The organism is Actinosynnema sp. NPDC023794, from assembly GCF_040639675.1.
GTDB classification, from domain to species: Bacteria; Actinomycetota; Actinomycetes; order Mycobacteriales; family Pseudonocardiaceae; genus Actinosynnema; species Actinosynnema luteola.
In genome coordinates, this window is record NZ_JBFAFR010000005.1 from 318,915 (window position 1) to 344,321 (window position 25,407).

The following is a 25,407-nucleotide window of genomic DNA, read 5'->3' on the forward strand; positions in this document are numbered from 1 at the left end:
ATGTCGCCACGCGCCGATAACCGGCGGCAGGACGTCGCGCGCGACTGGATGCGGGCGGTCTACCCCACCGCCTACGTGCCGATGTCGCCGGTCGAGATCGAGCTGTACCTGCTCGAACTCGTCGACGTGATCGCCGACGCGGTCCAGGCCGAGCCGTTCGCCGTCGACCCGGTCGCCGTGGTCGGCCAACGGCTGGTCGAGGCGCACTTCACCGGCCCGGAGACGTTGCAGCGCACGGTGGACGTGCTCGGGCACGCCCTGCTGTTCAGCCCCGAGCTGCGGGACGTGCCGCGGCTGGCGGAGAAGGTCGTCGCCATCCTGGGCGGCGTGAGCGCCGGCTTCGCCACCGCGATGCGGCTGGACGCGCTGGACCAGCAGGAAGAGGTCAAGCTCGCGCTCATGGCGGCCAAGCTGCGCGCCGAACGCGTGCTCGAGGCCAGCGAGGCCAGGTTCCGCGAGGTGTTCGACGCCTCCGCGTTCGGCATCGTGATCAGCGACCTGCACGGCCGGTGCGTCGAGGTGAACGGCGCGCTGGCCGAGATGATCGGCCGCGACCGCGGCGAGCTGACCGGGCGGCGGTTGGTCGAGCTGTTCGACCCGGCCGACGCCGAGGCGCTCGCGGCCAGGTACCAGGCGGTCGCCGACGGCCGGGTGGCGCGGCTGCGCGAGCAGCGACGCCTGCTGCGCGAGGACGGCGAGCCGGTGTGGGTGCACCTGGCGGTGTCGTCGCTGCGCGACGCGGACGGCGAGCCCGCGTACCACGTGACCATGGTCGAGGACGTCAGCGAGCTGCACCTGCTGCGGAAGAACCTGGACTTCCAGCTGCTGCACGACTCGCTCACCGGCCTGTCCAACCGGCAGCGCTTCGCCACCCGGCTGGAGGCGCTGCACGGCACGTCACGGGGTGGGATCACGCTCTACCACCTCGGCCTCGACGCGTTCTCGCTGGTGAACAACGGCCTCGGCCACGCGTTCGGCGACCGGCTGCTCACCGAGGTCGGCCACCGGCTCGAAGCCCTGATCGAGGACGACGTCGCGGTCATCGCCCGGCTCGGCGGCGACGAGTTCGGCATCGTGGTGGACAACTCGCCGACCACGCCGAGCGTGCCCGACATGGTCGACCGGATCAACGACGCGCTGCGACGGCCGATGGACGGCGTCGCCCTGTCCGCGTCCATCGGCGTGGTCGACCGGCCACCCGCCGGGTGGGACGTCGCGGAGATCCTGCGCGCGGGCGACACGACCCTGCGCCGGGCCAAGAAGTACGGCAAGCGGCAGTGGCTGCCCTACGACAAGCACGCCGACCAGGCGTTGCGGGAACGGCACGCGCGGGCCGCGCGGATGCCCGGCGCGCTGGCCGAGCAGGAGCTGGAGGTCGAGTACCAGCCGGTCCTCGACCTGGCCCGCGGGCGGGTGCTCGGGCACGTGGCCCGGCTGCGCTGGGACGAGGTCGGGCACGACGAGTGCGTCGCCCTGGCCGAGGAGACCGGGCTGTCGCCGGCGCTCGGCCAGTGGGCGCTGCACGAGGCCGCGGTCGCCGCGAACGGACCGGAGTCCTTCGGCGCCCTGTACTTCGAGCTCTCCCCGATGCAGTCCCGCGACGAGGACCTGGTGCGCACGGTGAAGCGGACGTTGGACGTGACCGGCCTGCCCGCGTCCCGGCTGCGGATCTTCCTGGACACCCGGTCGATGCTCGACGGCATGGGCGAGGACAACGCGCAGGTGCTGCGGGACAACGGGATCTCCACCGGGCTGACCCGGTTCAACGGCGGGCAGGCCGAGCTGTCGCTGCTCGACGAGCTGCCGGTGGACGCGCTGGTCGTCGACCCGTCGGTGGTGGGCAGGCTCGCCGACCGGCCGGAGTCGTTCCTGCACACCGCGGTGGCGCGGATGGTCGCGCTGATCCGGGAGGCCGGGGTGTCGGTGCTGGTGCCGGCCCTGGCCACGGCGGAGCAGGCGGCGTGGTGGAGGCGGGTCGAGGTGGACGCCGCGTACGGCGACCACCTCGCGCCCGCCGTGCCGGGGTACGAGCTGTCCGGCGCCTAGACGTGCTTCACCGCGGCCAGCAGCTTGGTCAGCGACTCCTTCGCGTCGCCGAACAGCATGGTGGTCTTCGGGTTGTAGAGCAGGCTGTTGTCCACGCCCGCGAAGCCCGGCCGCATCGAGCGCTTCATGAACACCACGGCCTTCGCCCGGTCCACGTCGAAGATCGGCATGCCGTAGATCGGGCTGCTCGGCTCGTCCCGCGCGCCGGGGTTGACCACGTCGTTCGCACCGACCACCAGCACCACGTCGACGCTGCCGATGCCGGGGTTGACGTCGTCGAGCTCCTTGAGGTGCTCGTACGGCACGTCCGCCTCGGCGAGCAGCACGTTCATGTGGCCCGGCATCCGGCCCGCGACCGGGTGGATGCCGTAGTGCACGGTGACGCCGCGCTGCTCCAGCACCTGCGCCAGTTCCCGCGCCGCGTGCTGGCCCTGCGCCACGGCCAGGCCGTAACCGGGGACCACCAGCACGGAGTGCGCGTAGCCGAGCATGATGGCCACGTCGTCCACCGTGCCGGAGCGCACGGTGCGGTGCTCGTCGGTCGCCGCGGCGGTCGGGGTCGGCTTGAACGCGCCGAACAGGATGTTGGTCAGCGGCCTGCCCATGGCCTGGGCCATCAGCCGGGTCAGGATCGTGCCGGACGCGCCGACGAGCGTGCCCGCGACGATCAGCAGGGTGTTGGCCAGCACGTAGCCGGACGCGGCGACGGCCAGGCCGGTGAACGCGTTGAGCAGCGAGATCGCGATCGGCACGTCCGCGCCGCCCACCGGCAGCACGAACAGCACGCCGAGCGCGAGACCCGCCAGCGCCAGCAGCACCAGCAGCACGCCGCTCCCGGTCAGCACGACCAGCAGCGCGAGCAGCGCGCTCACCGCCGCCGCACCGATGCCGAGCAGCTGACCCGCAGGTAGCAGCACCGGCCGGGTGGTCATGATCTCCTGGAGCTTGAGGAACGTGACCACGCTGCCGGAGAAGCTGACCGAGCCGATCAGCACGGTGAGCACGGTGAAGACCTGGAACAGCACCGAGCCGTGGGGAACGGCCAGGAACTCGGTCAACGCCACCAGCGCCGCCGCCGCGCCGCCGACGCCGTTGAACAGCGCCACCATCTGCGGGATCGCGGTCATCTTCACCGACCGCGCCGCCGGGATGCCCACCACCACGCCCGCGACCACGGCGATCACGATCAGTAGCCCGTTGTGCACCGCGCCGTGCGCGTACGCCGTGACCACGGCCAGCGCCATGCCCGCCGCGCCGACGAGGTTGCCCGCGCGGGCGTACTTCGGCGTGCTCAGGCCCTTGAGCGCCAGCACGAAGCACAGCGCGGCGACCAGGTACGCGAGCTGGACCCAGGTGGGGCTCACCCGCCCACCTCCTTGTGCCCGTTGGCCGCGCTCTTGACGGGTCGGCCCGCCTTGTGGCCCTTGAACATCTCCAGCATCCGGTCGGTCACCACGAAGCCGCCGACCACGTTGACCGTGGCCAGGAACACCGCGGCCAGGCCGAGCGTGATCTCCAGCGCGTGCTCGGCACGGCCCGTGATCAGGATCGCGCCGACCAGGATCACGCCGTGGATCGCGTTCGCGCCCGACATCAGCGGCGTGTGCAGGATCGTGGACACCTTCGACACGACCTCGAAGCCGACGAACACGGCCAGCACGAAGATCGTCAACAGGTCGATCACGGCAGCTCCCTCCTCAGCTCGCCCGCGTGCGTGAGGCAGCAGCCGGCCAGCACCTCGTCGGTGAGGTCCGGGACGACCTGGCCGTCCTTGGTCATCATCAGCAGCAGGTTGGCCACGTTGCGCGCGTACAGCTTGCTGGCGTGCACGGGCATGCCGCTCGGCATGTTCCGCGCGCCGTAGACCAGCACCTCGCCGACCCAGGTCTCCTCGCCCGGGCTGCTGGCGGTGACGTTGCCGCCGGACTCGGCGGCCAGGTCGACCACCACGGAGCCGGGCGCCATCGCCTTGAGCATGTCGTTGGTGACCAGCACGGGCGCCTTGCGGCCGGGGATGGCGGCGGTCGAGATCACCACGTCGGAGGCGGCGACCCGTTCCGCGATCAGCTCGCGCTGGCGTTCCAGGAACGTCTCCGACTGCGCCTCCGCGTACACGCCCTGCTGCGTTTCGAGGTCCAGTTCGAGGAACCGCGCGCCGAGGCTCTTGACCTCGTCCTTGGCCGCCGCGCGCACGTCGTAGGCCTCGACCACGGCGCCGAGGCGTCGTGCGGTGGCGATGGCCTGCAACCCGGCCACGCCCGCGCCGAGGACGAGCACCTTGGCGGGCGGGATGGTGCCCGCCGCCGTGGTGAACATCGGCAGGAACTTCGGCAGCCGGTTGGCCGCCTCCATCACCGCGCGGTACCCCGCGACCAGGGCCTGCGACGACAGGGCGTCCGCCGACTGCGCCCTGGTCACGCGGGGTAGCAGGTCGAGGCTGAACGCGGTGACCTTGTTGGCCTTGAGCACCTCGACCAGTTCGGGCTCGCTGTTGGGTTGCAGGAAGCTGATCGTGATGTCGCCCTCGCGGAGGGCGGCGGCCTGCTCGGGTGTCGGTGGTTGGACGGAGACGATCACGTCGGACTGCCCGGCCGGGTGGTCGGCGATGACGTTCGCACCGGCTGCGCGGTAGGCGGCGTCCGAGGCGTGGGCGTGTCTGCCCGCTCCGGCTTGCACGTCCACCGTGAGTCCGGCACCGATCAGCGTGGTCACCGTTTCCGGTAGACCGGCTACGCGGCGCTCGGCGGGCCGCGCCTCGACGGGTATGCCCACTCTCACGGAGAGTCACCCTAGACCGGTGATGGTGATCTACGCCACAGGTGAAGTTCAACGTTAACCGTACATACGTCTTGCTGAGACTTCCCGCTGCTCAGTGGATCACCGGGCAGACGCCCTTGGTGTCGCCGGGGAAGAAGTTCGGCACCAGCTCGCGCTTGTCGTAGTACCGGTGGAAGACGCTGGTGATCCCGCTCGACATCGGCGGCACGATCCACGTCCAGTCCGCCGGGCACGAGCGGCCCGCCTCCTCCTCCTTCTTGATGTGGGTGAGGAACCGGTCCGACTCGGTGTGGTGGTCGGTGATGGTCACGCCCGCCGCCGCGAACGAGTGCAGCACCGCGCGGTTCAGCTCGACCAGCACCCGGTCCTGCCACAGCGTCCGCACCGAGGAGGTGTCCAGGCCCATCCGCTTGCCCAGGTAGGGCAGCAGGTCGTACCGGTCGGCGTCGGCGAAGTTGCGCGCGCCGATCTCGGTGCCCATGTACCAGCCGTTGAACGGCGCGGCCGGGTAGTCGATCCCGCCGATGCGCAGCCGCATGCTGCTGATCGCGGGCACGGCGTGCCAGCGCAGCCCGAGGTCGGCCAGCCACGGCAGCTCGGGGTGCCCGATCGGCACCTCCAGCACCGCGTCGGGCGGCAGTTCGACCAGGGCCGGTTCGGCGTCCTCCCGTTCGACGATCAGCGGCAGCACGTCGAACGGCCCCCTCCGGGCCGGCGGGCGCCAGCCCATGCCGATCGCCGTCTCGGTCAGCTCGGCGTTGCGCCGGTCGCCCAGCACGCCGCCGTCCGAGCCGACGTAGCCCGCGTACCGGACCAGCTGCTCGTTGCGGATCCTCGGCGCGGGCCGGCCGGGGTCGTCCGGCGCGAACACGGTGATCACCGGGCGGACCTTGCCGCCGTTGGCGGCGAGCTTGAGGTGCTCGACGCACTCGTCCGCGATCTCCTTGGGGTCGCGCAGCTCGCGCAGGTCGCGGACCTTGAGGCTGCGCCAGTACAGGCGCCCGATGCAGCGCGCGCTGTTGCGCCACGCGACCCGTGCGCCGAACGTCAACTCGTCGTGGGTGTGGCGGTACGTGCCGGTGGCGGCGACCTCGGCGTGCACCTCGGCGAGGCGGTGTTCGACCGGACCGAGCTCCGGGTGCTCGGCGTGGTGCAGTCGGATGAACTCGTCGGCCTCGGCGAGGTCGACGGTGAAGGCGGTGGCGTCGTGCAGGGGGATGGCTTCAGCCGGACACGAGGGGACGGGGGCCATGGCGGGACACCGTAGTTGCCCTTTCGTGGTTGCCGCACCGCCGTGCCGGGCACCGAGGGGGTGCGATTACGGACCGTTGATGCCACAGAGTGAGTGCTTGATCGCGCAGAAGTGTGACACATCCTGCGAAAACGAGTGATATTCGATCGTTATCCGCCCGAATCACGGCAGTTACCTGTGATTTACCTCACAGCATTTTTGTCACCTATCGAGTGACAAAGACGGTGGTGCCCACGCCAGGAACTTCGCCATCCCGCGCAGACCCACCGACGCCGGAACCGCGCGCATCGCGGCGTCGCGCATCGTCACGGCCACCGGGTTGCGCAACTTGTGCCCGACCCGCCCGACCACCCGGGACGCCTTGGCCATCGACTGCGTGCGCGGCCGGCGTTGGCGGTCGTAGTCGGCGAGCGCGGTCGGCACGTCCTCGGCGCGGGCGCACGCGGCGGCCAGCACGACCGCGTCCTCGAGCGCCATGCACGCGCCTTGTCCCAGGTAGGGCGTCATCGCGTGGGCGGCGTCGCCGAGCAGCGCCACCCGGCCGCGCACGTAGGTCGGCAGCGGCGTGGCGAGCTCGTGGATGTCGTGCCGCAACACGGTGTCCGGCGGCGTGGCGTCCAGCAGGTCCGGGATGGGGTCGTGCCAGCCGGCGACGAGGCGGCGCACCTCGCCCAGCTCGTCGGCCGAACGACCACCGGCGGGCGCGACCGCGGCCGCGTACCAGCAGACCCGGCCGTCACCCAGGGGGAGGACGCCGAACTCCGTGCCGGGACCGAGGGTCTGGCTGAGACCGAGGTCGAGCGGGAACCGGGCCGTCGTCACGCTCCGCCACGCCGTGGTGCCCGCGTACACCGGCTGGGGCAATGTGGGGAACAGCGCCTGCCGGGCGCGGCTGCGGATGCCGTCCGCCGCGACCACCAGGTCCGCGTCCAGGTCGTCCAGCGAGTGCACCTCGGTGTCCGTGACCAGGCATTCCGGCGGCAACGCCGACCGCAGCACCCGGTGCAGGTCCGCCCGGTGCACGGCCACCACGTGGTCCTGGTGCGACGCGTCGACGTGCGTCAGCGTCCGCCCCCTCGGGTCGAGGATGCCACCCGGCACGCGGGGCGTGCCGATCCGCCGCACCTCGTCGGCCAGCCCGAGCGCCGCCAGCGCCCGCATGGCGTTCGGCATCACGCCGACGCCCGCGCCGACCTCGCCGAACGCCGGCGCGCGTTCCAGCACCGCGACCTCCCACCCGACCCGTCGCAACGCCACCGCCGCCGTGACACCGCCGAGGCCACCGCCCACCACGACCGCTTTCACTCCCACTCCTTCTACAGCTGTAGAGATCCGTACTCTACAGCTGTAGAAGGAGGATTCACTGTGACGGAGCGCATGGCCGCCCTCGCCGACGCGGCGATCCACGTGGTGGCCACCAAGGGCATGCGCGGGCTGACCCACCGCGCCGTGGACGCGCAGGCGGGCGTGCCCACCGGCTCGACCTCGGCCTACTTCCGCACCCGCAAGGCGCTCGTCGAGGGCGTCGTGCAGCGGCTCGCCGACCTGGACGACGCCGAGGTGGCGGCAGCGCGGATCAACGTCCCGCTCGACCCCGACCTGCTCGCCGAGGCCCTCGCGCACGTGCTCGACCAGTGGATGACGACCGGCCGCGAGCGCACCCTGGCCCGGTACGCGTGCCTGCTGGAGGCCACCCACCACCCCGAGCTGCGCGGCATCCTGGCCCACGGCGAACGGCCCCGGGCACAGGCGCGAGAGCTGCTGGCGGCGTGGGGCGCGGAGGCCCCGGAGCGGCGGAGCCGGGAGCTGGTGGCGTTCGTGGACGGCCTGCTGTTCGACCGGCTGGTCGGCGCGGGAGCGCTCGGGGCGCCCACCCCCGGCACCCCGGAGAGCCGCGCCGAACTGGCCGCGGCGATCCGCGCGGCGCTGCGCGGCGTGCTCGGGAAATGAGTGGCGCCCGGCGCTACCGTTGATCGCATGTGGGCCTTCGGGATCTTCTACCTCTGAGTTCGGGGCAGCCGTCCACCCCCACGCGCCACGCGTGACGGGGTCTTCGAGCCAACCCGAAAACTCATGCGGAGAGTCCTCATGTCCCACATCGCCTTCCTCAACATCCCCGGCCACGGCCACGTCAACCCGACGCTGCCCGTCGTCACCGAACTGGTGAACCGCGGCCACCGGGTCAGCTACGCGGTCGACCCCGGATTCGCGGACGTCGTCGAGCGGGCCGGCGCGACGCCGGTCGTCCACCCCACCACCCTGCCGACCGAAGACCAGGAGTGGCCGACCGAACTGGCGCCGGCCATGCGCCTGTTCCTGACCGAGGCCAAGTCGGTGCTGCCGGTGCTGGAGGCGGCCTTCGCGGCCGACCGGCCGGACGCCGTCGTGTACGACATCGGCGCGTGGACGGCGCGCCTGCTGGCGGGCCGCTGGGGCGTGCCGGCGATCCAGTTCTCCCCCACCTTCGTCACGTACGAGGGCTGGGAGGAGGAGATGGGCGACATGGTCGACCAGCCCGAGGTGACCGCGTTCTACGCCGAGCTGGACGCGTGGCTGGCCGCCGAGGGCGTGGCGATCCCCGGCCCGGCGTACGTCGCCGACCCGGACCGCGCGGTGGTGAGCATCGCGCGGTCGTTCCAGCCGAACCACGAGTCGGTGCACCCGAAGTACACGTTCGTGGGACCGTGCCTGAGCGACCGGTCGGCGTTCCAGGGCACGTGGGAACGGCCCGCGGACGACCGGCCGGTGCTGTTGATCTCGCTGGGGTCGGCCTACACCAACGAGCCGGGGATCTACCGGCGGTGCTTCGAGGCGTTCGGCGACCTCGACTGGCACGTGGTGATGGCCATCGGCAAGCACGTCGACCCGGCCTCGCTCGGCGAGCCGCCGTCGAACGTGGAGCTGCGCCGCTGGGTGCCGCAGCTGGAGATCCTGTCGCACGCCAAGGTGTTCATCACGCACTGCGGCATGGGCGGCACGATGGAAGGGCTGTACCACGGCGTGCCGATGGTCGGCCTGCCCATGATCGGCGAGCAGGCCATGAACGCCCTGCGCCTGGTCGAGCTGGGCGTCGGCAGGCACATCCCGCGCGAGGAGGTCACCGCCGAAGGGCTGCGGTCCGCCGTGCTGGAGCTGGCGGACGACCCGGACGTGGCCCGGCGGCTGGCCGGGCTGAAGGCCGAGATCCGGGCGGCCGGCGGCACGGCCGCGGCGGCCGACGTGATCGAGGCGGAGCTGGAGTAGTGACGAGGGGGCGGAGCCGTCGGCGCCGCCCCCTCCCCGTCTACGCGGATCGCTCGTCGCTGCCCAGCCTGGGGAACGGGTCGGTCGAGAACACGACCTCCACCGGCACCTCGAAGTACTGCGCGATGCGCAGCGCCAGGTACAGGCTGGGGCTGTACTCGCCCCGCTCCAGGTAGCCCACGGTCTGGTAGTGGATGCCCAACGCCTCTGAGAGCTGCCGGCGTGACACTCCCCGTTCCGCGCGCAGCATCGCGATCCGGTTGTAGACGCTTTCGCTCATCGCACCCTCTGCAACGCCGCCTGTCGGCGTTGCTCCATCTCCGCTCCGGACTCACGGCGAGCCATCCGACGCAGGATCGTAGGCGCAAGCAGGAAGCCGACCACCGCCCACACCCCGAGCACGCCCACCATCTCCAGGATCCGCCAGGAGCCGCCGAGCTCCGTGGCCGCCGCCGCGTCCGGCAGCAGCGCCGCCCTGGCGCCGTGCCCCGCCCAGTACACCGGGAACACCTGGGCGACCCCCTGCAGCCAGCCGGGCATCGCCGTGATCGGGTAGAAGATGCCCGAGATCGCCACGAGGCCCATCATCGGCAGCATCGTGATGCCCATCGCGCCGCCGGGGCTCTTGGTGATCGACCCGGCGACCGCGCCCCAGGGCAGCATCGACACCATGCCGAACGCCAGCACGGCGAGCAGGCCGAGCACGCCGCCCACGCCCGCGTCCGACAGCACGTTCACCAGGAACAGGCCCGGCACCAGCACGATCAGCAGGCCGGTCAGGGAGTCCAGCGACGTCTGCACGGTCCGGCCGACCAGGTAGCCGACCATGCCGTGCGGCACCGCCTTGGCGCGCAGCAGCGTGCCGTCCTCCCGGTTCATCGAGAGCTGGCCCGCGGGCCCGACCAGGGCGCCGAACACCATCCCCATGCCGAGCATGCCGGGCAGGGTGAGCGCGGCGAGCGAGATGTCGGAGCCCTCGACGGACGAGTCGCGCTGGAACCACAGCACGGTCAGCGCGGCGAGCCCGGTGAACACGTTGTAGAACTGGTCGGAGCTGCCCATGGAGTGGCGGAACTCGCGCACCCCGCGGTCCACGCCGAGCCGGATGGCCTGTGCCTTGGTGTTCACCGGATCGCCACCTCCTCGTCGGTCGCCTGGCCGCTCTCGTGCCGCTGCACGAGTGCCATGTAGGTGTCCTCCAACGTGCTGCGGCGCACCTCCAGCTCGGAGATGCCCGTCGCGTGCTGGCGGAACAGGTCGCGCACGAACGCCGTCGCGTCGTCCGCGGTGTGCACGTGCCGCAGGCCGTCGTGCGTCCAGCGGACCTCGGACTTGCCCGCGACCCGGCGGCTGAGCTGGTCCGGGCTGCCGTCGGCGATGATCCGGCCGCCCGCGAGCACCAGGATCCGGTCGGCCAGCTTCTCCGCCTCGGCCAGGTCGTGCGTGGTCAGCAGGATCGTCATGCCCTCCAGGTCCGACAGGCGGTGCACCAGGTCGTGGAAGTCCCGGCGCGCGTGCGGGTCGAACCCGGCCGTCGGCTCGTCCAGGAACAGCAGGTCCGGCTTGCCGACGATGCCGATCGCCACGTCCAGCCGCCGCCGCTGGCCGCCGGAGAGGCTGCTGATCTTCTTGTGCGCGTGCTCGGTCAGGCCGACGGTGTCGATCAGCTCGTCGGTGTCGAACGGCCGCGGCTGGTGCGGCGTGGCGTAGGGCTCGTAGTAGCGGCCGAGGTGGTGCAGCAGCTCGCGCACCCGCCAGCGGCCGTGGTCGCGCCACGACTGGAGCACCACGCCGAGCCGGGCGCGCCAGGCCTCGTCGCCGGTGGCCGGGTCGACGCCCAGCACCCGGACGTGGCCGTCGGAGGGCAGCCGGAACCCCTCCAGGATCTCGATCGTGGTGGTCTTGCCCGCGCCGTTCGGCCCGAGCAGGGCCAGCACCTCACCCGGGCCCGCGGTGAAGTCGACCCCGTGCAGCACGTCCGTGGTGCCGTAGCGCATCCGCAGATCGCGCACCTCGATGACCAAGGACCCTCACCTCCCCCTTGTCAGAGTTCTCGGTCATTTTGTAGCACACCTGCTATCTCTCGTACTACGGCTGTTCCCTTACGGCTTATTTACTTCACGGCTTCGTGAAACTTCTGTATGTTGCGAAGTAGGTCCCTTTACGCACTGGGAGGTGTGCGAGATGACCGAAACGCTGTACTCCGAGCTGCCGAGCCAACGCACCACGCCGTTCGACCCGCCCGCGGAGTTGGGGTTGCTCCGCGAACGGGCCCCGATCAGCCGGATGAAGTTCCCCGACGGGCACCTGGGGTGGCTCGTGACCAGCTACGAGCTGGCTCGCGAGGTGCACGCGGACCGCCGGTTCAGCAGCCGGGCCGAGCTCCAGCACTCACCGCGGCCGGTGGCCGGCAAGCCGGTGCCGCAGCGGCCGGCGGCCAAGCCGGGCATGTTCATCGGGATGGACGCGCCCGACCACACCCGCTACCGCAAGCTGCTGACCGGGCAGTTCACCGTGCGGCGGATGAACCAGCTGATGCCGCGCATCGAGCAGATCGTGGCCGAGCACCTGGCCGCGATGCGCGAGTCGGGTACGTCGGCGGACCTGGTGGCGGACTTCGCGCTGCCGGTGCCGTCGATGGTCATCTGCGAGCTGCTCGGCGTGCCCTACGAGGACCGGGCGACGTTCCAGGAGGACACCGCCAAGGCGCTGCGGCTCGACTCCACGTTCGAGGAGATCATGGCGGCGTTCGAGCGGCTGGAGGACTTCGTGCTCCAGCTGGCGAAGCGCAAGCACGTCGAGCCGGGCGACGACATGCTGACCGGGTTGATCGCCACCGGCGAGCTGACCGACGAGGAAGTGGCCAACATGGGGCTGCTCCTGCTCGTCGCCGGTCACGAGACCACGGCGAACATGCTGGGCATCGGCACGTTGCTGCTGTTGCGGCACCCCGAGCAGCTGGCGGCGCTGCAAGCCGACCCGTCGTTGGTGGACAACGCGGTCGAGGAGATGATGCGGTACCTGACGATCATCCAGTTCGGCACGCTGCGCACGGCGTTGGAGGACGTGGCGATCGGCGGCGTGGTGGTCAGGGCGGGCGAGTCGGTCTCGATCTCGGTGGCCGCCGCCAACCGGGACCCGGCGCGGTTCGAGCGGCCGGACGAGTTCGACGTCCGCCGGTCCGCGGCCGGGCACCTCGCGTTCGGCCACGGCGTGCACCAGTGCCTCGGGCAGCAGTTGGCGCGGATCGAGATGAGGGTCGGCTTCGCCGCGCTGTTCCGGGAGTTCCCGGACCTGCGGCTCGGCGTGCCGGCCGAGGACGTCAAGATGCGCACCGACATGGCCATTTACGGTGTGCACGAGCTGCCAGTGGAGTTCTCGTGAAGGTGGAAGTCGATCCGGACGTGTGCGCGGGGTCCGGGATGTGCGCGTTGACCGATTCGGTGGTGTTCGACCAGGACGAGGTCGACGGGACGGTCGTGCTGCTGCAGCCGTCCCCGACGGGCGAGCACGAGGAGGCGGCGCGTGAGGCGGCGCACCTCTGCCCGGCCGGCGCCATCCGCATCGTGGAGTGACGTGAGCTGCCGGGGCCGCCTCCGGGCGGTCCCGGCGGTGAACGGCGGCTCAGAGCGACAGGTGCACGCGCAGGGCGTCGTCGAGCTGCTTGAGCACCGCGGGCGGCAGGCCGCCGATCCTGGCGCGGAGCCGGGCCGCGGCGACCGTGCGCACCTGCTCGGCCTGGGCCTTCGAGTCCGCGCCGAGCCCGCAGTCCTTGGCGGGCAGCAGCACCTGGAACGGGTACACCTTGGCGGTGTTCGAGGTGATCGGGACCACGGTCACCACACCCCGGCCGCCCCGTCCGGCGGCCCGGTTCGCCGCGTCGTTGCTCACGAGGACGGCCGGGCGGATCTTGTTGGCCTCGGCGCCCTGCGCCGGCTCCAGGTCCACCCAGTAGATGTCACCTCGCCGCATCGAGGACACCGTCCGGCGCGGTCACGTCCCACATGTCGGCGTCCCCTCCGGCTTCCCACTCTTCCCACGCGCTCGCGTAGGCGTTCTCCAGACCCGCCTCGCGCAGGAGCGTGATCGCCTGGTGGATCACGGACGATCGCGAGGCGCTCCGGTGTTGCCGCAGGTAGCGATCAACGAACTCTACGTCCTCCTCGGGGAGGCTCACACTGATTTTCATACCTTCGATGCTACCTCCGGTACTACCCGGTAGGAACCCGGCATCGCGAGGCCGACCAGCATGCCGGCGGACGCCAGCACGGCGACCGCGACCATCGAGGCCGAGAAGCCCTCGCTGAACCGCGCGGCGGTCGCGTAGCCGCCGACGGCGCCGAACACGGCCACCGCCACCGCGGTGCCGAACACGCCGCCGAAGATGCGCAGCATCATGAAGACGCCGGACGCCTGGCCGATCCGCTGCGGCTCCACCGCGCTCACGACCGCCTTCTGCGCGGCGGGCATCGCCGCCGTGATGCCCGCCGAACCGAGGACCAGCGCGGGCAGGATCTCCAGGTAGGACGTGTCGGCGTCGACGGCGACGGCGATCCACCCCATGCCGACCGCCTGCAGGAACAGGCCGCCGACCACGAACCTCCGCTCGCCGACCCTGTCGACCAGGCGGCCGGCGATCGGCGCGCACACCATGAGCGTGCCGGTCCAGGGCATCAGCATGAGTCCGGCGACGAGCGGACCGTGGCCCTTGACGACCTGGAAGTACTGCGCGAGGAAGAACATCGTGCCGTACAGAGAGGCGAACACCAGGAAGTTCGCCGGGTTGGCGGTGGCGAACGCCCGCAGCTTGAAGAAGCTCATCGGGACCATCGGTCGCGGCGTGCGCTTCTCGTACAACACGAACGCGACCAGCAGCACCACGCCGATCACGAACGAGGCGACGACCTCCCCGCCGGCCCAGCCCGCCGCGTTGCCGCGCACCAGCGCCCAGATGACGCCGAACGCGCCCAGCGTCACCAGGCCGAGTCCGCCCAGGTCGAGCTTGTCGTTCGGGCCGGTGCTCTCGTCCACCTCCCGCGTGGCGAGCAGGATCGCGACGATGCCGATCGGCAGGTTCAGCCAGAAGATCCACTGCCAGGCCAGGCCCTGTGCGATCGCGCCGCCGATGACCGGGCCGCCGACCGTGGCCAGACCGGTGAGGCCCAGGTAGAGGCCCATCGCCTTGCCGCGCGTGCGCGGCGGGAAGGCCGCGGTGATCAACGTGAGCGACAGCGGCAGCACCATCGCGGCGCCCGCGCCCTGGAACGCCCGGGAGGTGATCAGGAAGACGGCGTCCGGCGCCAGCGCGCACGCCACCGACGCGGCGGTGAACAACGCCAGGCCGGCGTTGAACACCTTGCGGCGGCCGAATCGGTCACCCAGCGCGGCCCCGGTGAGCAGCAGCACCGCGAACGACAGGTTGTACGCGGTGACGACCCATTCCAGTTGTTCGACCGACGCCGTGAGATCCGCGCGGATCGTGCTCAGCGCGGTGGTCACGACCATGCTGTCCAGCGCCATCATGAACGAGGCCAGCGAGGCGAGCCCCAAGGTCCACGCCTGCTTGGCCGTCATCCGCTCTGCTCCGGTGCTCACCGTTCTCCCCTCCGGTTCGTTCGCGCCTCGGGCTCGCGGTCAGGCGCTGCCGATGGAGGCGCGCAGCGATCGCGGGAGTCCGAAGGGAGGCAGGAAGCAGTTGTCGTGGAACCGGGTGAGGCCGGTGATCCGGTCGCCGGTCAGCGTCAGCAGCAGCACGCCGTGCGCGTGCAGGATCGGCGTGCGCTGGTCGCGCACGTAGCAGCCGAAGGCCGGTTGGCCGTTGGCGCGGGTCGGGATCAACACGTACCGCATCCCGTCCCGCAGTGCCACGGTCGCCAGGAAGTGGCCGATCTCGTCCCGTCCCCGGTACTCCAGCGGCATCGGCGGCATCGTGAGCCGCGCGTCGTTCGTCAGCAGGTCCACGACCGCGTCCACGTCACCGGCCTGGAACGCGCGGGTGAAGTCGTCCACGATCCGGCGTTCCCGCGGCGAGTTCGGCAGCGGGGCGCTCTCCCGGTCCGGGTTCGGCAGTTCCCGGGCGAGCGCGCCGCGGGCCCGTTTCACCGCGCTGGTGACCGCGTTCTCCGAGGTGTCGAGGATGGTCGCGACCTCGGCGGCCCGGAAGCCGAGCACGTCCCGCAGCACCAGCACGGCCCGCTGCTTCGGCGGCAGTTGTTGCAGGGCGGTCAGGAACGCCAGCGACACCGACTCGCTGATCTCGTAGCGCGTCTCCGGCCCCGGCGCGTGGTCGGCGATCCCGTCGAGCAGCGAGTCGGGGTACGGCTCCAGCCAGCTGGGCGCCGCGCGGCGGTGGGACGGCTCGGGCAACGGGACCTCCGGTCGGTAGGCCGCCTGGTCGTTCGGGCGACGGGCGCCGGCCCGCAGCGCGTTGAGGCAGCGGTTGGTGGCGATCCGGTAGAGCCACGTCCGCACCGACGCCCGCTCCTCGTACCCGCCGATGCCGCGCCACGCCGCCAGCAACGTCTCCTGCACCAGGTCCTCCGCGTCCTGCACCGAGCCGAGGATGCGGTAGCAGTGGACCTGGAGCTCCCGTCGGTACGGCTCGACGAGCCCGCGGAACGCCTCACCGTCACCGCTGCGCGCCGACGCGAGCAGTCCTCCGGGCGTGCGCTGCGCGCCGGCGTCGCTTCCCCTGACCGGCAAGATCCCTGGCATGGTGACTCCTCCTCTGCCGTGACCACCCGCGGTGCGGCAGTTCTGACGTGCGACGGTGGCCGGTAAGTGCTTCCGGATGGGTGGACACCACCGGAGCCCGGAACTGGTCGGTCCGCGCGCCCCCGGTTCCCGCCCTCGCGCGCTGCGCCGCCGGCTACGCGGCGTGGAGTCGGGCGCGGAGTTCCGCCAAGGACCGGTCGAGGATCCGGGCCTCGAACTCCCGGGGGTCGTGCTGCTCCGGGTCGTACTCGGCCATGAGGGCGTAGGTCTGCTCGAACCACCCGCGCAGCCGGGGAACCGCCTGCCGTCCGATCCGGCCGCGGGTGACCGCGCTCTCCACGAGGAGCCCGAACTCCTCCTCCATCAACTCCGGCTTCGGCCGCTGGGGATTCGTCCAGTCGTCCGCCAGCACCGGCCGCATGCGCACCGCGTTGGCGTTCCAGTGGAGCAACAGCGCGAGGTCCGCCGTGAATCCGGTGGGCAAGGACTCGGGCCAGAGTTCCCGCACGGCCGCGCGTTGACCGGACCACGGCGTCGAACCGACCTTCGGCAGCATCTCGGGGAACAGCGTGCCGGCGAGAGGGGCGAAGAACCCGCACAGCCAGAGCTGCGGGTAGAGCGGACGCCAGTAGAGGTCCGACACCGTGGCGTCCGCGGTGCCGTTCAGGATCGGCTCGACGAGCAGCGTCACCAGAGGCAGGTCGCCGAAGTAGCGGAGGTCGCCGTCGACCAGGCAGATGATGTCGCCCTTTCCGGCCGCGACGCCCCGTGCGATCGCCGTCCCTTTGCCGAGTCCGGCGTCGACCACCGTCGCACCCGCTTCACGTGCCACGTCCGCCGTTCGATCAGTGCACCCACTGGCGCTGACGATCACTTCACCACTCGTGCCGAGCACCTCGAGCCCGCGTGACGATTCGGCGACGACCTCGTCGATCGTGGCTTCTTCGTTGTGCGCGGGAATCACCACGCTGACCGACGCGACCCGACGGTGGAGGGTCCTGCGCGTGACCAGGTCCATGCCGAGCGCAGGGTTGATGGAGGGCAGGGTCATCTCTCGTTCGTCCTTCGTGTCGTCCGCGTCGGGCACTCGGGGTGGGCACGACCCAGGACCCGCACATGGCACGCGGGGTGACCAGCCATCGGGCGGCCGACGCGCGGCGCGCGATTACGGGTTCGGCTCAAGAAGTGGGGCAGGAGGGCGACGTTGACCGTGTTCCAGTCAACGCCATCCCCTGACTAGCATCAACAGTGGGGAGGATGGGGTTCGAACCCACGACCTGACGGATTGTTGGCCGTCTCCCCCGTCTCCCCCGTCGTCTGCCGACACCTGCCAGCACTCGCCACGATCAGCGCGCTTCGCGTCTGCGAACGACCACTGTGGATCATGGTTGGTGGTCGTCCGCCGTCGTTTTGTGGGGCAAAAGTGTGGCGTGGATCTTGTCTCACCCAACCGCACCACCGTTCTCGTAGGCAAGCCTGTGGGCTGGTCGATGCCGCCAAGGCGTCGAGCTGTCCACAGGTGCGGCAGCCGAGCGCCCTGACCACCGCCCTGTCCACCACTCGGCGCTCGTTCGGACCTGCCACCTCGGGATTAGAGCGAGACGCCTGTCATCCGCCATGATGGCCGAACATTGATCCTCATCTGGTTTGATGCCCCGGCATCAAACCAGGGTCACCACCCGTCCACAGCGGTCATCCGCCCGCCGTTTCGCAGGAGTAAGGCATGGCGATGATCTACATCTGCATCGTGGACCAGCTTGCAAGCTAGTCGATGTCGCCAAGGGCGGCGGGTTGTCAACAGGTTCGCAGAACAGCACCCCGAGCATCATCCCTAACGAACTCTCGGCGCTCGCGCCAATCTCAGGCTTCCGAACAGTTGCGAGCCATTTCCCGCCTACCGCGTCACGATCTACGGCAGGCGCGTATTTAGTGCACCCTGAACTCGCCTCAGGTTCTCAACAAGGTCGTCGTACGATTTACGCTGGAGAACGGCATAGTGCGTGAACTTTTTGATCCATTTATAAACTTCCTCTAGTTCGAGTTCGGCCTCGCGTCCAGCTTCCGGACTTCGAAGAGCGTGCATCACATCATGAACTCGATAGCTGAAGTTGTCGAAATCGGGCACCTTATTCATTTTGAAAGAGGTCATGTGAATGCGCGTCCATTGTAGCAGCTCATTCAATTGCGCATCTTTCGACAGCTTTGGACCTAGTTCGCGATGCAGCCGATTCAGGCAGTCATCCAACCCGAGTTTGTCCACGTCATTACGGTCGAGAAGCTCGTCCTGCACCGACCGTAGAGCTTCACTGAGATCGTGAACAATATCTAGTGCAGCTCGAATATTACTTGACTGCGATTTCCAAGATTCGAGCCTGTATTGATTTTTCGACTGCTTTCGCAACATGACGTAGGGTATTACTGGAGAGAGCACAAGTGCAACTAAGGAAATTATTACCGCCGGTTGACTCCATGTCACGGAAGCCACTATAGGTGCTTGACGCCTGATTACGGCACATGCACCATGTAGCACCTGACTGAAGGCTTCGTGTCATCCCGCCGACCTGGCTCGCCCCAACCTCGGGGAGGTCGGCGGGATGACACGAAACCTGACCCCACGCCGGCAGCCGAGCTGGCGGTATCTTCTGGCCATCCTGCTGGCCTGCCCGTCCGGCGAGGACATGTCTTTCCCCATGCGGCGCTTGCCGGGGTCGGTCGCGTCTTCGGCCGCCGGCGGGCCAGGGTGGCGGAGCCGGGCCCCTGGCCCTTGCCGAGCGGCCTCAAGCAGAGCGGCGCGAGCGGCCCCGGCAGGGGCCGCCTTGATGAAGAAAAGAAACTCTGAACACGATCGCGACCGCGGCAGGTCAGGAGGGCAGGAGGTTCACGCCGTCGTGGATGCGGTGCTGGGCCTGCTGCTCGAAGGCGTCGAATACACGGATGGCGTACGCCGGGTCAAGATGCTCGCGGACCTCGTCGCGGGTCATCCAGCGAACGGCGCTCGCTTCATCCGTCGTCGTGGTGTTCATGGTCAACGGGCGACAACGGAACACGAGAGCAACAACGCCGCGCGTGATGTTCTTGTAGACGCCGGTGAGTCGTTCGACCTCGACCGTGATGCCGCTCTCTTCCGCGATCTCCCGCCGGACGCCGTCCTCAAAGGACTCAGCCAACTCCAGGACTCCGCCGGGAGCCTCCCAGTGTCCGTTGTCTCGGCGCCGAATCACGAGCACGCGGTCGCTGTCGTCCACCACGATGCCTGCGACGCTCACTGAGTGCGTCGGCGTGCCGGCCATCAACACCACTGCCCTTCGCTCGACATGCGAAAGACTAGAACACCTAGACGGGCTGCGAGGTCGCCGCCATGCCCCAGGAGGCCGTGCGCTCGGGTGCGCTTCCGCCAGGTGAGCAACTCCTCTCGCCCAGCCCATCGGGCACTTCGGGGGTGGTCAGCGGATGAGACGGCTGGTGTAGCCCGCTGCTACCAGGCGGTCATAGGCGGCGTGCACTTCGGTGGGGATGTCTTGCGGGATGGCATACCCGGCTTCAGCGAACGCGGTAATCCGTTCGGTGTCGCCCACCAGCATGTTGACGACGAAGTCAACGTCGCCGATCCCCGCTACGTACTCGTCGATCGGTGGCCGGTGCGACGTGCAAACAATGTCCAGTCCGGGCCAGAGTTTCCGGCAGGTGGCATACGAACGGCGCTCCTGGTACGGGCGGGAGATCAGGATGGCCGATGACACCTGGATACCGTTGTCCCGCAACACTTCACGGCTGAGGGTGAAGTTCTCCGCCGTGTTGGTGGCCTCGGTCTCGATGAGGATGGCCTCGTCGGGCACGCCGTGCTCCAAGGCGTACTCGCGGTAGTGGACGGCTTCGCCGCGTGGGAACCGCTTGACGGTCGTGGGTGCGTTCGCGCCGGTGAAGAGAAGCCGCTGAACGGTCCCGGCCTGGTACAGCTCGACGGCTCGCACGGCCACGCCGATGTCGTGACTGCCGAGACCGATCGCGATGTCGGCGGGGTGCACTCGGTGCGTCATGTCGTGGTAGTCCCACAACGTCACGACGTCGGCGCGATGCTCGTCCGGGATCACGGTGGAGGGCACTGGTTGTCCGACCTCTCTGCGGTCAGTCCGGCAGTGGGAAGCTGTACGACCACTCGAACATCGAGTGCCGCCTCGATCTCGGCGTCGGCCTCGACCTTCGCGACCTTGTCCGTCTGGGTCGCCTGGCTTCCGCCCACGCCCTGAACGTCACGGTGGTGCTGGTCGAGCGCTGCTGGTCCACCTTGACCACCAGGCGGGTCATCACCTTGTCCGCCTGTCGGTGAGCCGTCTTGGTGGTGCCCTCGACGGACTCGGAGAGTTAGACGTCTTTGCCTGTTACGGGCCCACGCCCGCGAAGGCACGGACCTCGAGCGAGTTGCCGCCGTTGCCCCGCCGGCGACGCTCCGCGCTGGTGTCCTGGGTGGCCATGTCCCAGTGGTAGCCCTGACCGTTATGGGCGACAACCTGGACAAACGATCTTAAGTTGATCTTCGAGCCAGCATTTACGCTGGTCAGACGGTGGGGCGGGTGGGGTTCGAACCCACGACCTGACGGATTATGAGTCCGCTGCTCTGACCGGCTGAGCTACCGCCCCGCTGACGTGCGGTTCCGGAGAGTACAGAGGGAGCTTCCCCCGCGTCTCGACAACCCGGGCGGCGTGACCAAGCTGTGCACTGGCGGACTACGGGGCTCCGAGGTCGGCCGGGCGGTAACCCGTCGGGTAGCCCGGGTAGGTCCGGTTCTTCGGGTCGTTGGTCAGGCGTGGTGTCCGGCGTGGCGGGAGGAGGCGGACGGTGGCCGCGCGGACCTTCAGGGCCGACCGGCCGGCGAGGGTCAGCCAGTGCGGCTGCGCGGGGAAGCCGAACGCCGTGAGCATGGGCTCGTCGAGCATCGCCAGCACCGCACGGGACGTCAGCGCGGACGGCACCGGGTACCAGGAGCAGAACAGGTCCAGCGTGTACTGGCCGATCGCGCGGTTCGTGTCGCTGTAGGTGAAGTGCTCCTCCTCGTACGCGCGCTTGAACGCCGCGTAGGCGGAATAGGTGGACGGCAGCTCCTTGACGCCCATCCGGACGCCCACGGCGCTGTAGAAGTGGAACGCGGCCAGCCGCTCGTGGTCGGTCAGGGGCCGCCAGCCGTACCGGCTGATCCACTCGATCGGGTCGAACACGAACGTCGACAGCACGTACAACATGTCGTCGTTCGAGATCTCGTACCGCCCGTGCAGCCGGTTCACCACGCGCAGCGCCTCACGGCCGCGCGGCGAGTCGTACCCGTGCTCCACCAACTCGGCCATCAGCAACGCCGTGTCGTCGTACCGCTGCTGCGGCCGGCGCTCGAACTCGCCGGTCCGCGCCAGCAGCGCCGAGATCGACGGCACGCAGTACGTCCGGAACAAGGCGAACTCCAGCGACCGCACGTAGTCCCACGGGAACTCGTACCCGGACGAGATGCGCATGATCTCGACGTGGTCCCGCTCCGGGTCGAGGGACGTGATCCGGCGTCGGTTGGCGAAGCGGTCGGCCATGCGGATCAGCCTGCCCCAAGAAACCGCGCGAGCGGTGTGACAATCGGGTGACTCGCGGGTACCCGGACCCCATGACACGACGAAACCCCAGGCCGGTGGGCCTGGGGCTGCCATCGCGCTCCCCCTACTGGATTCGAACCAGTAACCCTTCGATTAACAGTCGAATGCTCTGCCATTGAGCTAAGGGGGAATGTTCTGTTGTGGGCCGGGCCTCGCGGCCCGACAGCGACAACTCTAGCGCATCCGGAACAGTGCTCGCGCACACCCCCCTCCTCGTGCGGTAAGAAGGGGTGTGACCAGGCACGATCTCCAGGAGAGGACCACCTCATGAAGGGCATCCTGCTCGGCGCCGCCGTCGGCTACGTCCTAGGGGCGCGCGCCGGACGCCAGCGCTACGACCAGATCGTGCGCGCCTACCGCTCCTTGGCCGACCACCCGGCCGTCCAGGGCGCGGCGGGCATCGTGCGCGCCAAGGTGGGCGAGAAGACCGGTTTCGGCCGGCACCAGCCCAACGCCAACGGCCACCGGCGCGACCCCGTCATCCCGCGCGCCAACTGAGCTCACCGGGGCCGCCCTCGAACCGGGGGCGGCCCCGGTGCGGCTACGGCACGCGGGCCACGGCGAAGACCCGGCGGAACGGGAACCACGTCGTGCCGTCCGCCCGCCTCGGGTACGCCTCGCGCAGCAGTGGCGCCAACCGACCGCGGAACGCGGCCCACTCGCCGTCGTCCAGCGCCGCCCGGATCGGTCGCAGCGCCGTCCCGGTGATCCACTCCAGCACGGCGTCCTCCCCCTCCAGCCGCTGCAGGTACGTCGTCTCCCACGCGTCCACCGCGCAGCCGTCGAGCACCTCGGCGTACCCCACCGGGTCGAGCACCGGCGACGGCCGCAGCAGGCCGCGCAACGCGGGCCACGACGCGTCGACCAGCGACCGCACCACCTCGTGCGACGGCCCCGAGAAGTTGCCCGGCACCTGCATCGCCAGCCACGCGCCGGACGGCAGCGCCCGCACCCACTGCCGCAGCAGGTCCTCGTGCCCCGGCACCCACTGCAGCACCGCGTTCGTCACCACCACGTCGGTGTCCGGCTCGGGCTCCCACGACGCCACGTCGCCGACCCGCGCGTCGACCCCTCGCGCCCGTGCGGCCGAGACCATCTCCGGTGACGAGTCCAGCGCCTCCACCGCGGCCGACGGCCACCGCTGCGCCAGCGACGCGGTCAGGTTCCCCGGACCGCAGCCCAGGTCGACCACCCGGCGCGGCGACGTGGCCCCGACCCGTGCCACCAACTCGTGGAACGGCCGCGACCGGTGGTCGGCGAACGCGAGGTACTTGCCCGGATCCCACATGCGCGCACCCCCAGTAGCAGTACAGCTGTACTGCTACCGTACGCCGATCACGCTCACCCGCGCAGCTTGGCGATCTTCGCCGCCACCGACGCCGCGACCTCGCGGACCCGCTCGACGTCCGCGCCCGGATCCGGCCGCACCTGGAGCACCACGCCGTCCTGCCCGGTCACCTTGCGCTGCACGAACCACGCGCCGACCGTCTCGTTGTGCTCCCGCGACCTGATCGACCCGGTCACCCGCTCGTGCACGACCTCGGGCACCTTGCCCGGCGACTCCAGCGGGAACCGCCGCGGCGGCAGGTCGCGCAGCACCACGGCCTCGCCCGCCGTGCCGTCCTCGACCGCCTCGACCACCGCCAACGCGTTCCCGCTCCACGTGGCCTTGCTGATCAGGTGCCACCCGACCCGCCGGGGACCGGGCACCCACAGCCCGTACGACGTCGCCACGAGCCACTCGGAGCCCACGGCGGCCGACGCCAGCACGTTCTCGTCCGACTCCAGCACACCGGCGAACCCCTCGGGCGCGCCCGAGCCGAAAACCCTCCGGAACAGCCCCATCACAGCCCGCCCGCCGCTTGTTGGCCCAACGCCTTGTGGTAGTCCTCCAGCGCGATGAGGTCGCCGAACAGGGCCCGGTACTCGTCGGGCTCCTCCACCGGCGACACGCGCCGCAGCCGGGACTTGATCTCGGTGATCTGCCCCGCCACCAGGATCTGCTGCAACCGCGCCAGCACGCCCTGCACGTACCGGTACTCGTCGTCCGCCTTGACCCGGAGCTGCTCCACGGACAGCTCGGTCAGCACCGACCGCACGGCCTGGTGCCGGCACGCCTGCGACACCGCGTCCAGGAACGCCGGACCGGACAGCCCGGACGACGCGCCGCCCGCCTCCCGGATCGCCTGGTGCAACGCCAGGTACGCGGGGTGCGTGAACGCCTCGTCGGGCAGCGAGTCGTAGTACGGCCCGGCCATCTCGGGCAGCTGCAACGCCGCCTTCAACGCCTCCCGCTGCGCCCACAGCGCCGGGTCGCGCGGGTCGGGGCGCGGCGGACCGTCGACGTCCACCGCCAGCGCGCCCTGGTTCGGGTCGACCGGCGCCGCGGCACGGCGTGACGGCGCGGGCGCGCGGCCGGTCGCCGTCTCGCGCACCCGGCGCACCACGGCCGACTCGTCCTCCCAGCCGACCCACCAGGCCAGCCGGGTCGCGTAGCCGTCCCGCTTGGCCCGGTCCTTGATCTGGGCCACGAACGGCACCATGACCTTCAGCGCCTCGACCCGGCCGTCCACCGAGTCGAGGTCGTAGTCCTTCAGCCGCGTCTTGATGGCGAACTCGAACAGCGGCGTGCGGCGGGCCACCAGGTCGCGCACGGCCACGTCGCCCTTCTCCTGCCGCAGCTCGCACGGGTCCATGCCGTCGGGCGCGATCGCGATGTAGGTCTGCGCGGAGAACGCCTGCTCGCCCTCGAACGCCTTCAGCGCCGCCTTCTGCCCGGCGGCGTCGCCGTCGAAGGTGAAGATCACCTCGCCGTTCATCGAGTCGTCGATCAGCAGCCGGCGCAGCACGTTCATGTGGTCCGCGCCGAACGCCGTGCCGCAGGACGCGACCGCCGTCGGCACGCCCGCCAGGTGCATGGCCATCACGTCGGTGTAGCCCTCGACGACCACGGCCTGCCTGCGCTTGGCGATCTCCCGCTTGGCCAGGTCCAGCCCGAACAGCACCTGCGACTTCTTGTAGATCGGGCTCTCGCTGGTGTTGAGGTACTTGGCCTGGATCGGGTCGTCGTCGAAGATCCGGCGGGCGCCGAAGCCGACGACCTCGCCGCCCATGTCCCGGATCGGCCACAGCAGCCGGCGGTGGAACCGGTCGATCGGGCCCTGCCTGCCCTCCTTGGTCAGCTGGGCCTTGATCAGCTCGGTGAGCTCGAACCCGCGCCCGAGGAGGTGCTTGGTGAGCTTGTCCCAGCCGCCCGGCGCGAAGCCGCAGCCGAACTGCCGGGCCGCGGCCTCGTCGAAACCGCGTTGCGCCAGGAACTCCCGCGCGGCCAGCGCGTCCGGCGTGGCCAACTGCTCGGCGTAGAACTCGGCGGCGGCCCGGTGCGCCTCGATGAGCCTGCTGCGGGTGCCGCGGTCGCGCTGGACGGTCGCGCCGCCGCCCTCGTAGGTGAGCTGGACGCCCGCCCGGTCGGCCAGCCGCTCGACGGCCTCGACGAACCCGAGGTGCTCGATCTTCATCACGAACGCGATGACGTCGCCGCCCTCGCCGCAGCCGAAGCAGTGGAACGTGCCGTGCGAGGGACGGACGTTGAACGACGGCGACTTCTCGTCGTGGAACGGGCACAGGCCCTTCAACGCGCCGGCGCCGGCACCGCGCAGGGAGACGTGGTCTCCCACGACCTCGTCGATCCGGCTCCGGTCACGCACCAGTGCGACGTCGCTCTCCCGGATGCGTCCTGCCAC

Annotated in this window: 26 protein-coding genes and 3 tRNA genes; 6 read left to right on the top strand and 23 right to left on the bottom strand. The window is 70.2% G+C overall.

Features of this window, described 5'->3' with window-relative positions; all coding sequences use genetic code 11:
• Complete coding sequence (locus AB0H12_RS15195; RefSeq protein WP_499623492.1) at nucleotides 1–2,046, top strand: EAL domain-containing protein; 2,046 nt, start codon at nucleotides 1–3, stop codon at nucleotides 2,044–2,046.
• Here AB0H12_RS15195 and AB0H12_RS15200 read toward each other — a convergent pair.
• The 5 genes from AB0H12_RS15200 to AB0H12_RS15220 all read right to left on the bottom strand — a co-directional run bounded on the left by AB0H12_RS15200 (nucleotide 2,043) and on the right by AB0H12_RS15220 (nucleotide 7,381).
• Nucleotides 2,043–3,410: an NAD(P)(+) transhydrogenase (Re/Si-specific) subunit beta gene (locus AB0H12_RS15200; protein ID WP_499623493.1), complete on the bottom strand. Its 1,368-nt coding sequence runs from the start codon at nucleotides 3,408–3,410 to the stop codon at nucleotides 2,043–2,045. The two genes, AB0H12_RS15195 and AB0H12_RS15200, sit on opposite strands and share 4 nt — an antisense overlap.
• Nucleotides 3,407–3,730, bottom strand: a complete 324-nt coding sequence (locus AB0H12_RS15205; protein WP_499623494.1) for an NAD(P) transhydrogenase subunit alpha part 2 — start codon at nucleotides 3,728–3,730, stop codon at nucleotides 3,407–3,409. The genes AB0H12_RS15200 and AB0H12_RS15205 overlap by 4 nt, the downstream gene beginning before the upstream one ends.
• Complete coding sequence (locus AB0H12_RS15210) at nucleotides 3,727–4,824, bottom strand: Re/Si-specific NAD(P)(+) transhydrogenase subunit alpha (protein WP_499623495.1); 1,098 nt, start codon at nucleotides 4,822–4,824, stop codon at nucleotides 3,727–3,729. The genes AB0H12_RS15205 and AB0H12_RS15210 overlap by 4 nt, the downstream gene beginning before the upstream one ends.
• 91 nt (nucleotides 4,825–4,915) lie before the next feature.
• Nucleotides 4,916–6,076, bottom strand: a complete 1,161-nt coding sequence (locus AB0H12_RS15215) for a nitric oxide synthase oxygenase (protein ID WP_499623496.1) — start codon at nucleotides 6,074–6,076, stop codon at nucleotides 4,916–4,918.
• Nucleotides 6,077–6,277: 201 nt separating this feature from the next.
• Nucleotides 6,278–7,381 (bottom strand): FAD-dependent monooxygenase, encoded by a 1,104-nt coding sequence (locus AB0H12_RS15220; protein ID WP_499623497.1) that lies wholly within the window; start codon nucleotides 7,379–7,381, stop codon nucleotides 6,278–6,280.
• Between the two features lie 60 nt (nucleotides 7,382–7,441).
• On the opposite strand from AB0H12_RS15220, the gene AB0H12_RS15225 reads away from it, so the two are divergent.
• Nucleotides 7,442–8,026 (top strand): TetR/AcrR family transcriptional regulator, encoded by a 585-nt coding sequence (locus AB0H12_RS15225; protein ID WP_499623498.1) that lies wholly within the window; start codon nucleotides 7,442–7,444, stop codon nucleotides 8,024–8,026.
• Between the two features lie 123 nt (nucleotides 8,027–8,149).
• A complete protein-coding gene (locus tag AB0H12_RS15230; protein ID WP_499623499.1) occupies nucleotides 8,150–9,319 on the top strand; it encodes a macrolide family glycosyltransferase in 1,170 nt (389 codons plus the stop codon).
• A gap of 40 nt (nucleotides 9,320–9,359) precedes the next feature.
• On the opposite strand, the gene AB0H12_RS15235 is transcribed toward AB0H12_RS15230, so the two are convergent.
• Genes AB0H12_RS15235 through AB0H12_RS15245 form a run of 3 tightly spaced genes read right to left on the bottom strand, consistent with a single transcriptional unit; the run spans nucleotide 9,360 to nucleotide 11,316 of the window.
• Nucleotides 9,360–9,599, bottom strand: a complete 240-nt coding sequence (locus tag AB0H12_RS15235) for a helix-turn-helix transcriptional regulator (RefSeq protein ID WP_230566831.1) — start codon at nucleotides 9,597–9,599, stop codon at nucleotides 9,360–9,362.
• The gene (locus tag AB0H12_RS15240) at nucleotides 9,596–10,447 is read right to left on the bottom strand and encodes an ABC transporter permease (protein WP_499623500.1); all 852 of its coding nucleotides are present in this window, start codon (nucleotides 10,445–10,447) and stop codon (nucleotides 9,596–9,598) included. Before AB0H12_RS15240 ends, AB0H12_RS15235 begins: the two co-directional genes overlap by 4 nt.
• Nucleotides 10,444–11,316, bottom strand: a complete 873-nt coding sequence (locus tag AB0H12_RS15245; protein WP_499623546.1) for an ABC transporter ATP-binding protein — start codon at nucleotides 11,314–11,316, stop codon at nucleotides 10,444–10,446. The genes AB0H12_RS15240 and AB0H12_RS15245 overlap by 4 nt, the downstream gene beginning before the upstream one ends.
• Nucleotides 11,317–11,503: 187 nt before the next feature.
• Between AB0H12_RS15245 and AB0H12_RS15250 the strand changes: the two genes are divergently transcribed.
• Nucleotides 11,504–12,703: a cytochrome P450 gene (locus tag AB0H12_RS15250; RefSeq protein ID WP_499623501.1), complete on the top strand. Its 1,200-nt coding sequence runs from the start codon at nucleotides 11,504–11,506 to the stop codon at nucleotides 12,701–12,703.
• Complete coding sequence (locus AB0H12_RS15255; protein WP_499623502.1) at nucleotides 12,700–12,894, top strand: ferredoxin; 195 nt, start codon at nucleotides 12,700–12,702, stop codon at nucleotides 12,892–12,894. The genes AB0H12_RS15250 and AB0H12_RS15255 overlap by 4 nt, the downstream gene beginning before the upstream one ends.
• Nucleotides 12,895–12,943: 49 nt before the next feature.
• Here AB0H12_RS15255 and AB0H12_RS15260 read toward each other — a convergent pair whose 3' ends face one another.
• The 12 genes from AB0H12_RS15260 to AB0H12_RS15315 all read right to left on the bottom strand — a co-directional run bounded on the left by AB0H12_RS15260 (nucleotide 12,944) and on the right by AB0H12_RS15315 (nucleotide 21,794).
• Entirely contained in the window at nucleotides 12,944–13,291 is a 348-nt protein-coding gene (locus tag AB0H12_RS15260; protein WP_230566835.1) for a type II toxin-antitoxin system PemK/MazF family toxin, read from the bottom strand.
• Complete coding sequence (locus tag AB0H12_RS15265; protein ID WP_123743529.1) at nucleotides 13,278–13,508, bottom strand: ribbon-helix-helix domain-containing protein; 231 nt, start codon at nucleotides 13,506–13,508, stop codon at nucleotides 13,278–13,280. The genes AB0H12_RS15260 and AB0H12_RS15265 overlap by 14 nt, the downstream gene beginning before the upstream one ends.
• Nucleotides 13,505–14,914 (bottom strand): MFS transporter, encoded by a 1,410-nt coding sequence (locus AB0H12_RS15270; RefSeq protein WP_499623503.1) that lies wholly within the window; start codon nucleotides 14,912–14,914, stop codon nucleotides 13,505–13,507. The genes AB0H12_RS15265 and AB0H12_RS15270 overlap by 4 nt, the downstream gene beginning before the upstream one ends.
• Nucleotides 14,915–14,953: 39 nt before the next feature.
• Complete coding sequence (locus AB0H12_RS15275; RefSeq protein ID WP_499623504.1) at nucleotides 14,954–16,033, bottom strand: sigma-70 family RNA polymerase sigma factor; 1,080 nt, start codon at nucleotides 16,031–16,033, stop codon at nucleotides 14,954–14,956.
• A 154-nt stretch (nucleotides 16,034–16,187) separates the two neighbouring features.
• The gene (locus AB0H12_RS15280; protein ID WP_499623505.1) at nucleotides 16,188–17,084 is read right to left on the bottom strand and encodes a glycosyltransferase; all 897 of its coding nucleotides are present in this window, start codon (nucleotides 17,082–17,084) and stop codon (nucleotides 16,188–16,190) included.
• Between the two features lie 198 nt (nucleotides 17,085–17,282).
• Nucleotides 17,283–17,344, bottom strand: a tRNA-Ser gene (locus AB0H12_RS15285).
• A 598-nt stretch (nucleotides 17,345–17,942) separates the two neighbouring features.
• A complete protein-coding gene (locus AB0H12_RS15290; protein ID WP_499623506.1) occupies nucleotides 17,943–18,437 on the bottom strand; it encodes a hypothetical protein in 495 nt (164 codons plus the stop codon).
• Nucleotides 18,438–18,894: 457 nt separating this feature from the next.
• Nucleotides 18,895–19,323, bottom strand: a complete 429-nt coding sequence (locus AB0H12_RS15295; protein ID WP_499623507.1) for an NUDIX hydrolase — start codon at nucleotides 19,321–19,323, stop codon at nucleotides 18,895–18,897.
• Between the two features lie 153 nt (nucleotides 19,324–19,476).
• Nucleotides 19,477–20,136 (bottom strand): YdcF family protein, encoded by a 660-nt coding sequence (locus AB0H12_RS15300; protein WP_499623508.1) that lies wholly within the window; start codon nucleotides 20,134–20,136, stop codon nucleotides 19,477–19,479.
• Nucleotides 20,137–20,596: 460 nt separating this feature from the next.
• Nucleotides 20,597–20,671, bottom strand: a tRNA-Ile gene (locus tag AB0H12_RS15305).
• A gap of 87 nt (nucleotides 20,672–20,758) precedes the next feature.
• Nucleotides 20,759–21,604, bottom strand: a complete 846-nt coding sequence (locus AB0H12_RS15310) for an oxygenase MpaB family protein (protein ID WP_499623509.1) — start codon at nucleotides 21,602–21,604, stop codon at nucleotides 20,759–20,761.
• A 118-nt stretch (nucleotides 21,605–21,722) separates the two neighbouring features.
• A tRNA-Asn gene (locus AB0H12_RS15315) sits at nucleotides 21,723–21,794 on the bottom strand.
• 137 nt (nucleotides 21,795–21,931) lie between these two features.
• Between AB0H12_RS15315 and AB0H12_RS15320 the strand changes: the two genes are divergently transcribed.
• On the top strand, nucleotides 21,932–22,162 hold the full coding sequence (locus tag AB0H12_RS15320; protein ID WP_073889848.1) for a hypothetical protein: 231 nt from the start codon (nucleotides 21,932–21,934) through the stop codon (nucleotides 22,160–22,162).
• 43 nt (nucleotides 22,163–22,205) lie between these two features.
• Here AB0H12_RS15320 and AB0H12_RS15325 read toward each other — a convergent pair whose 3' ends face one another.
• From AB0H12_RS15325 to dnaG, 3 genes are read right to left on the bottom strand one after another with little or no spacing between them, the layout of a single operon-like run.
• Nucleotides 22,206–22,952, bottom strand: coding sequence for a trans-aconitate 2-methyltransferase (locus tag AB0H12_RS15325; protein ID WP_499623511.1), 747 nt, complete (start codon nucleotides 22,950–22,952; stop codon nucleotides 22,206–22,208).
• A 53-nt stretch (nucleotides 22,953–23,005) separates the two neighbouring features.
• The gene (locus AB0H12_RS15330; RefSeq protein WP_499623512.1) at nucleotides 23,006–23,509 is read right to left on the bottom strand and encodes a hypothetical protein; all 504 of its coding nucleotides are present in this window, start codon (nucleotides 23,507–23,509) and stop codon (nucleotides 23,006–23,008) included.
• On the bottom strand, nucleotides 23,509–25,407 hold the full coding sequence (dnaG, locus tag AB0H12_RS15335; RefSeq protein ID WP_499623513.1) for a DNA primase: 1,899 nt from the start codon (nucleotides 25,405–25,407) through the stop codon (nucleotides 23,509–23,511). Before dnaG ends, AB0H12_RS15330 begins: the two co-directional genes overlap by 1 nt.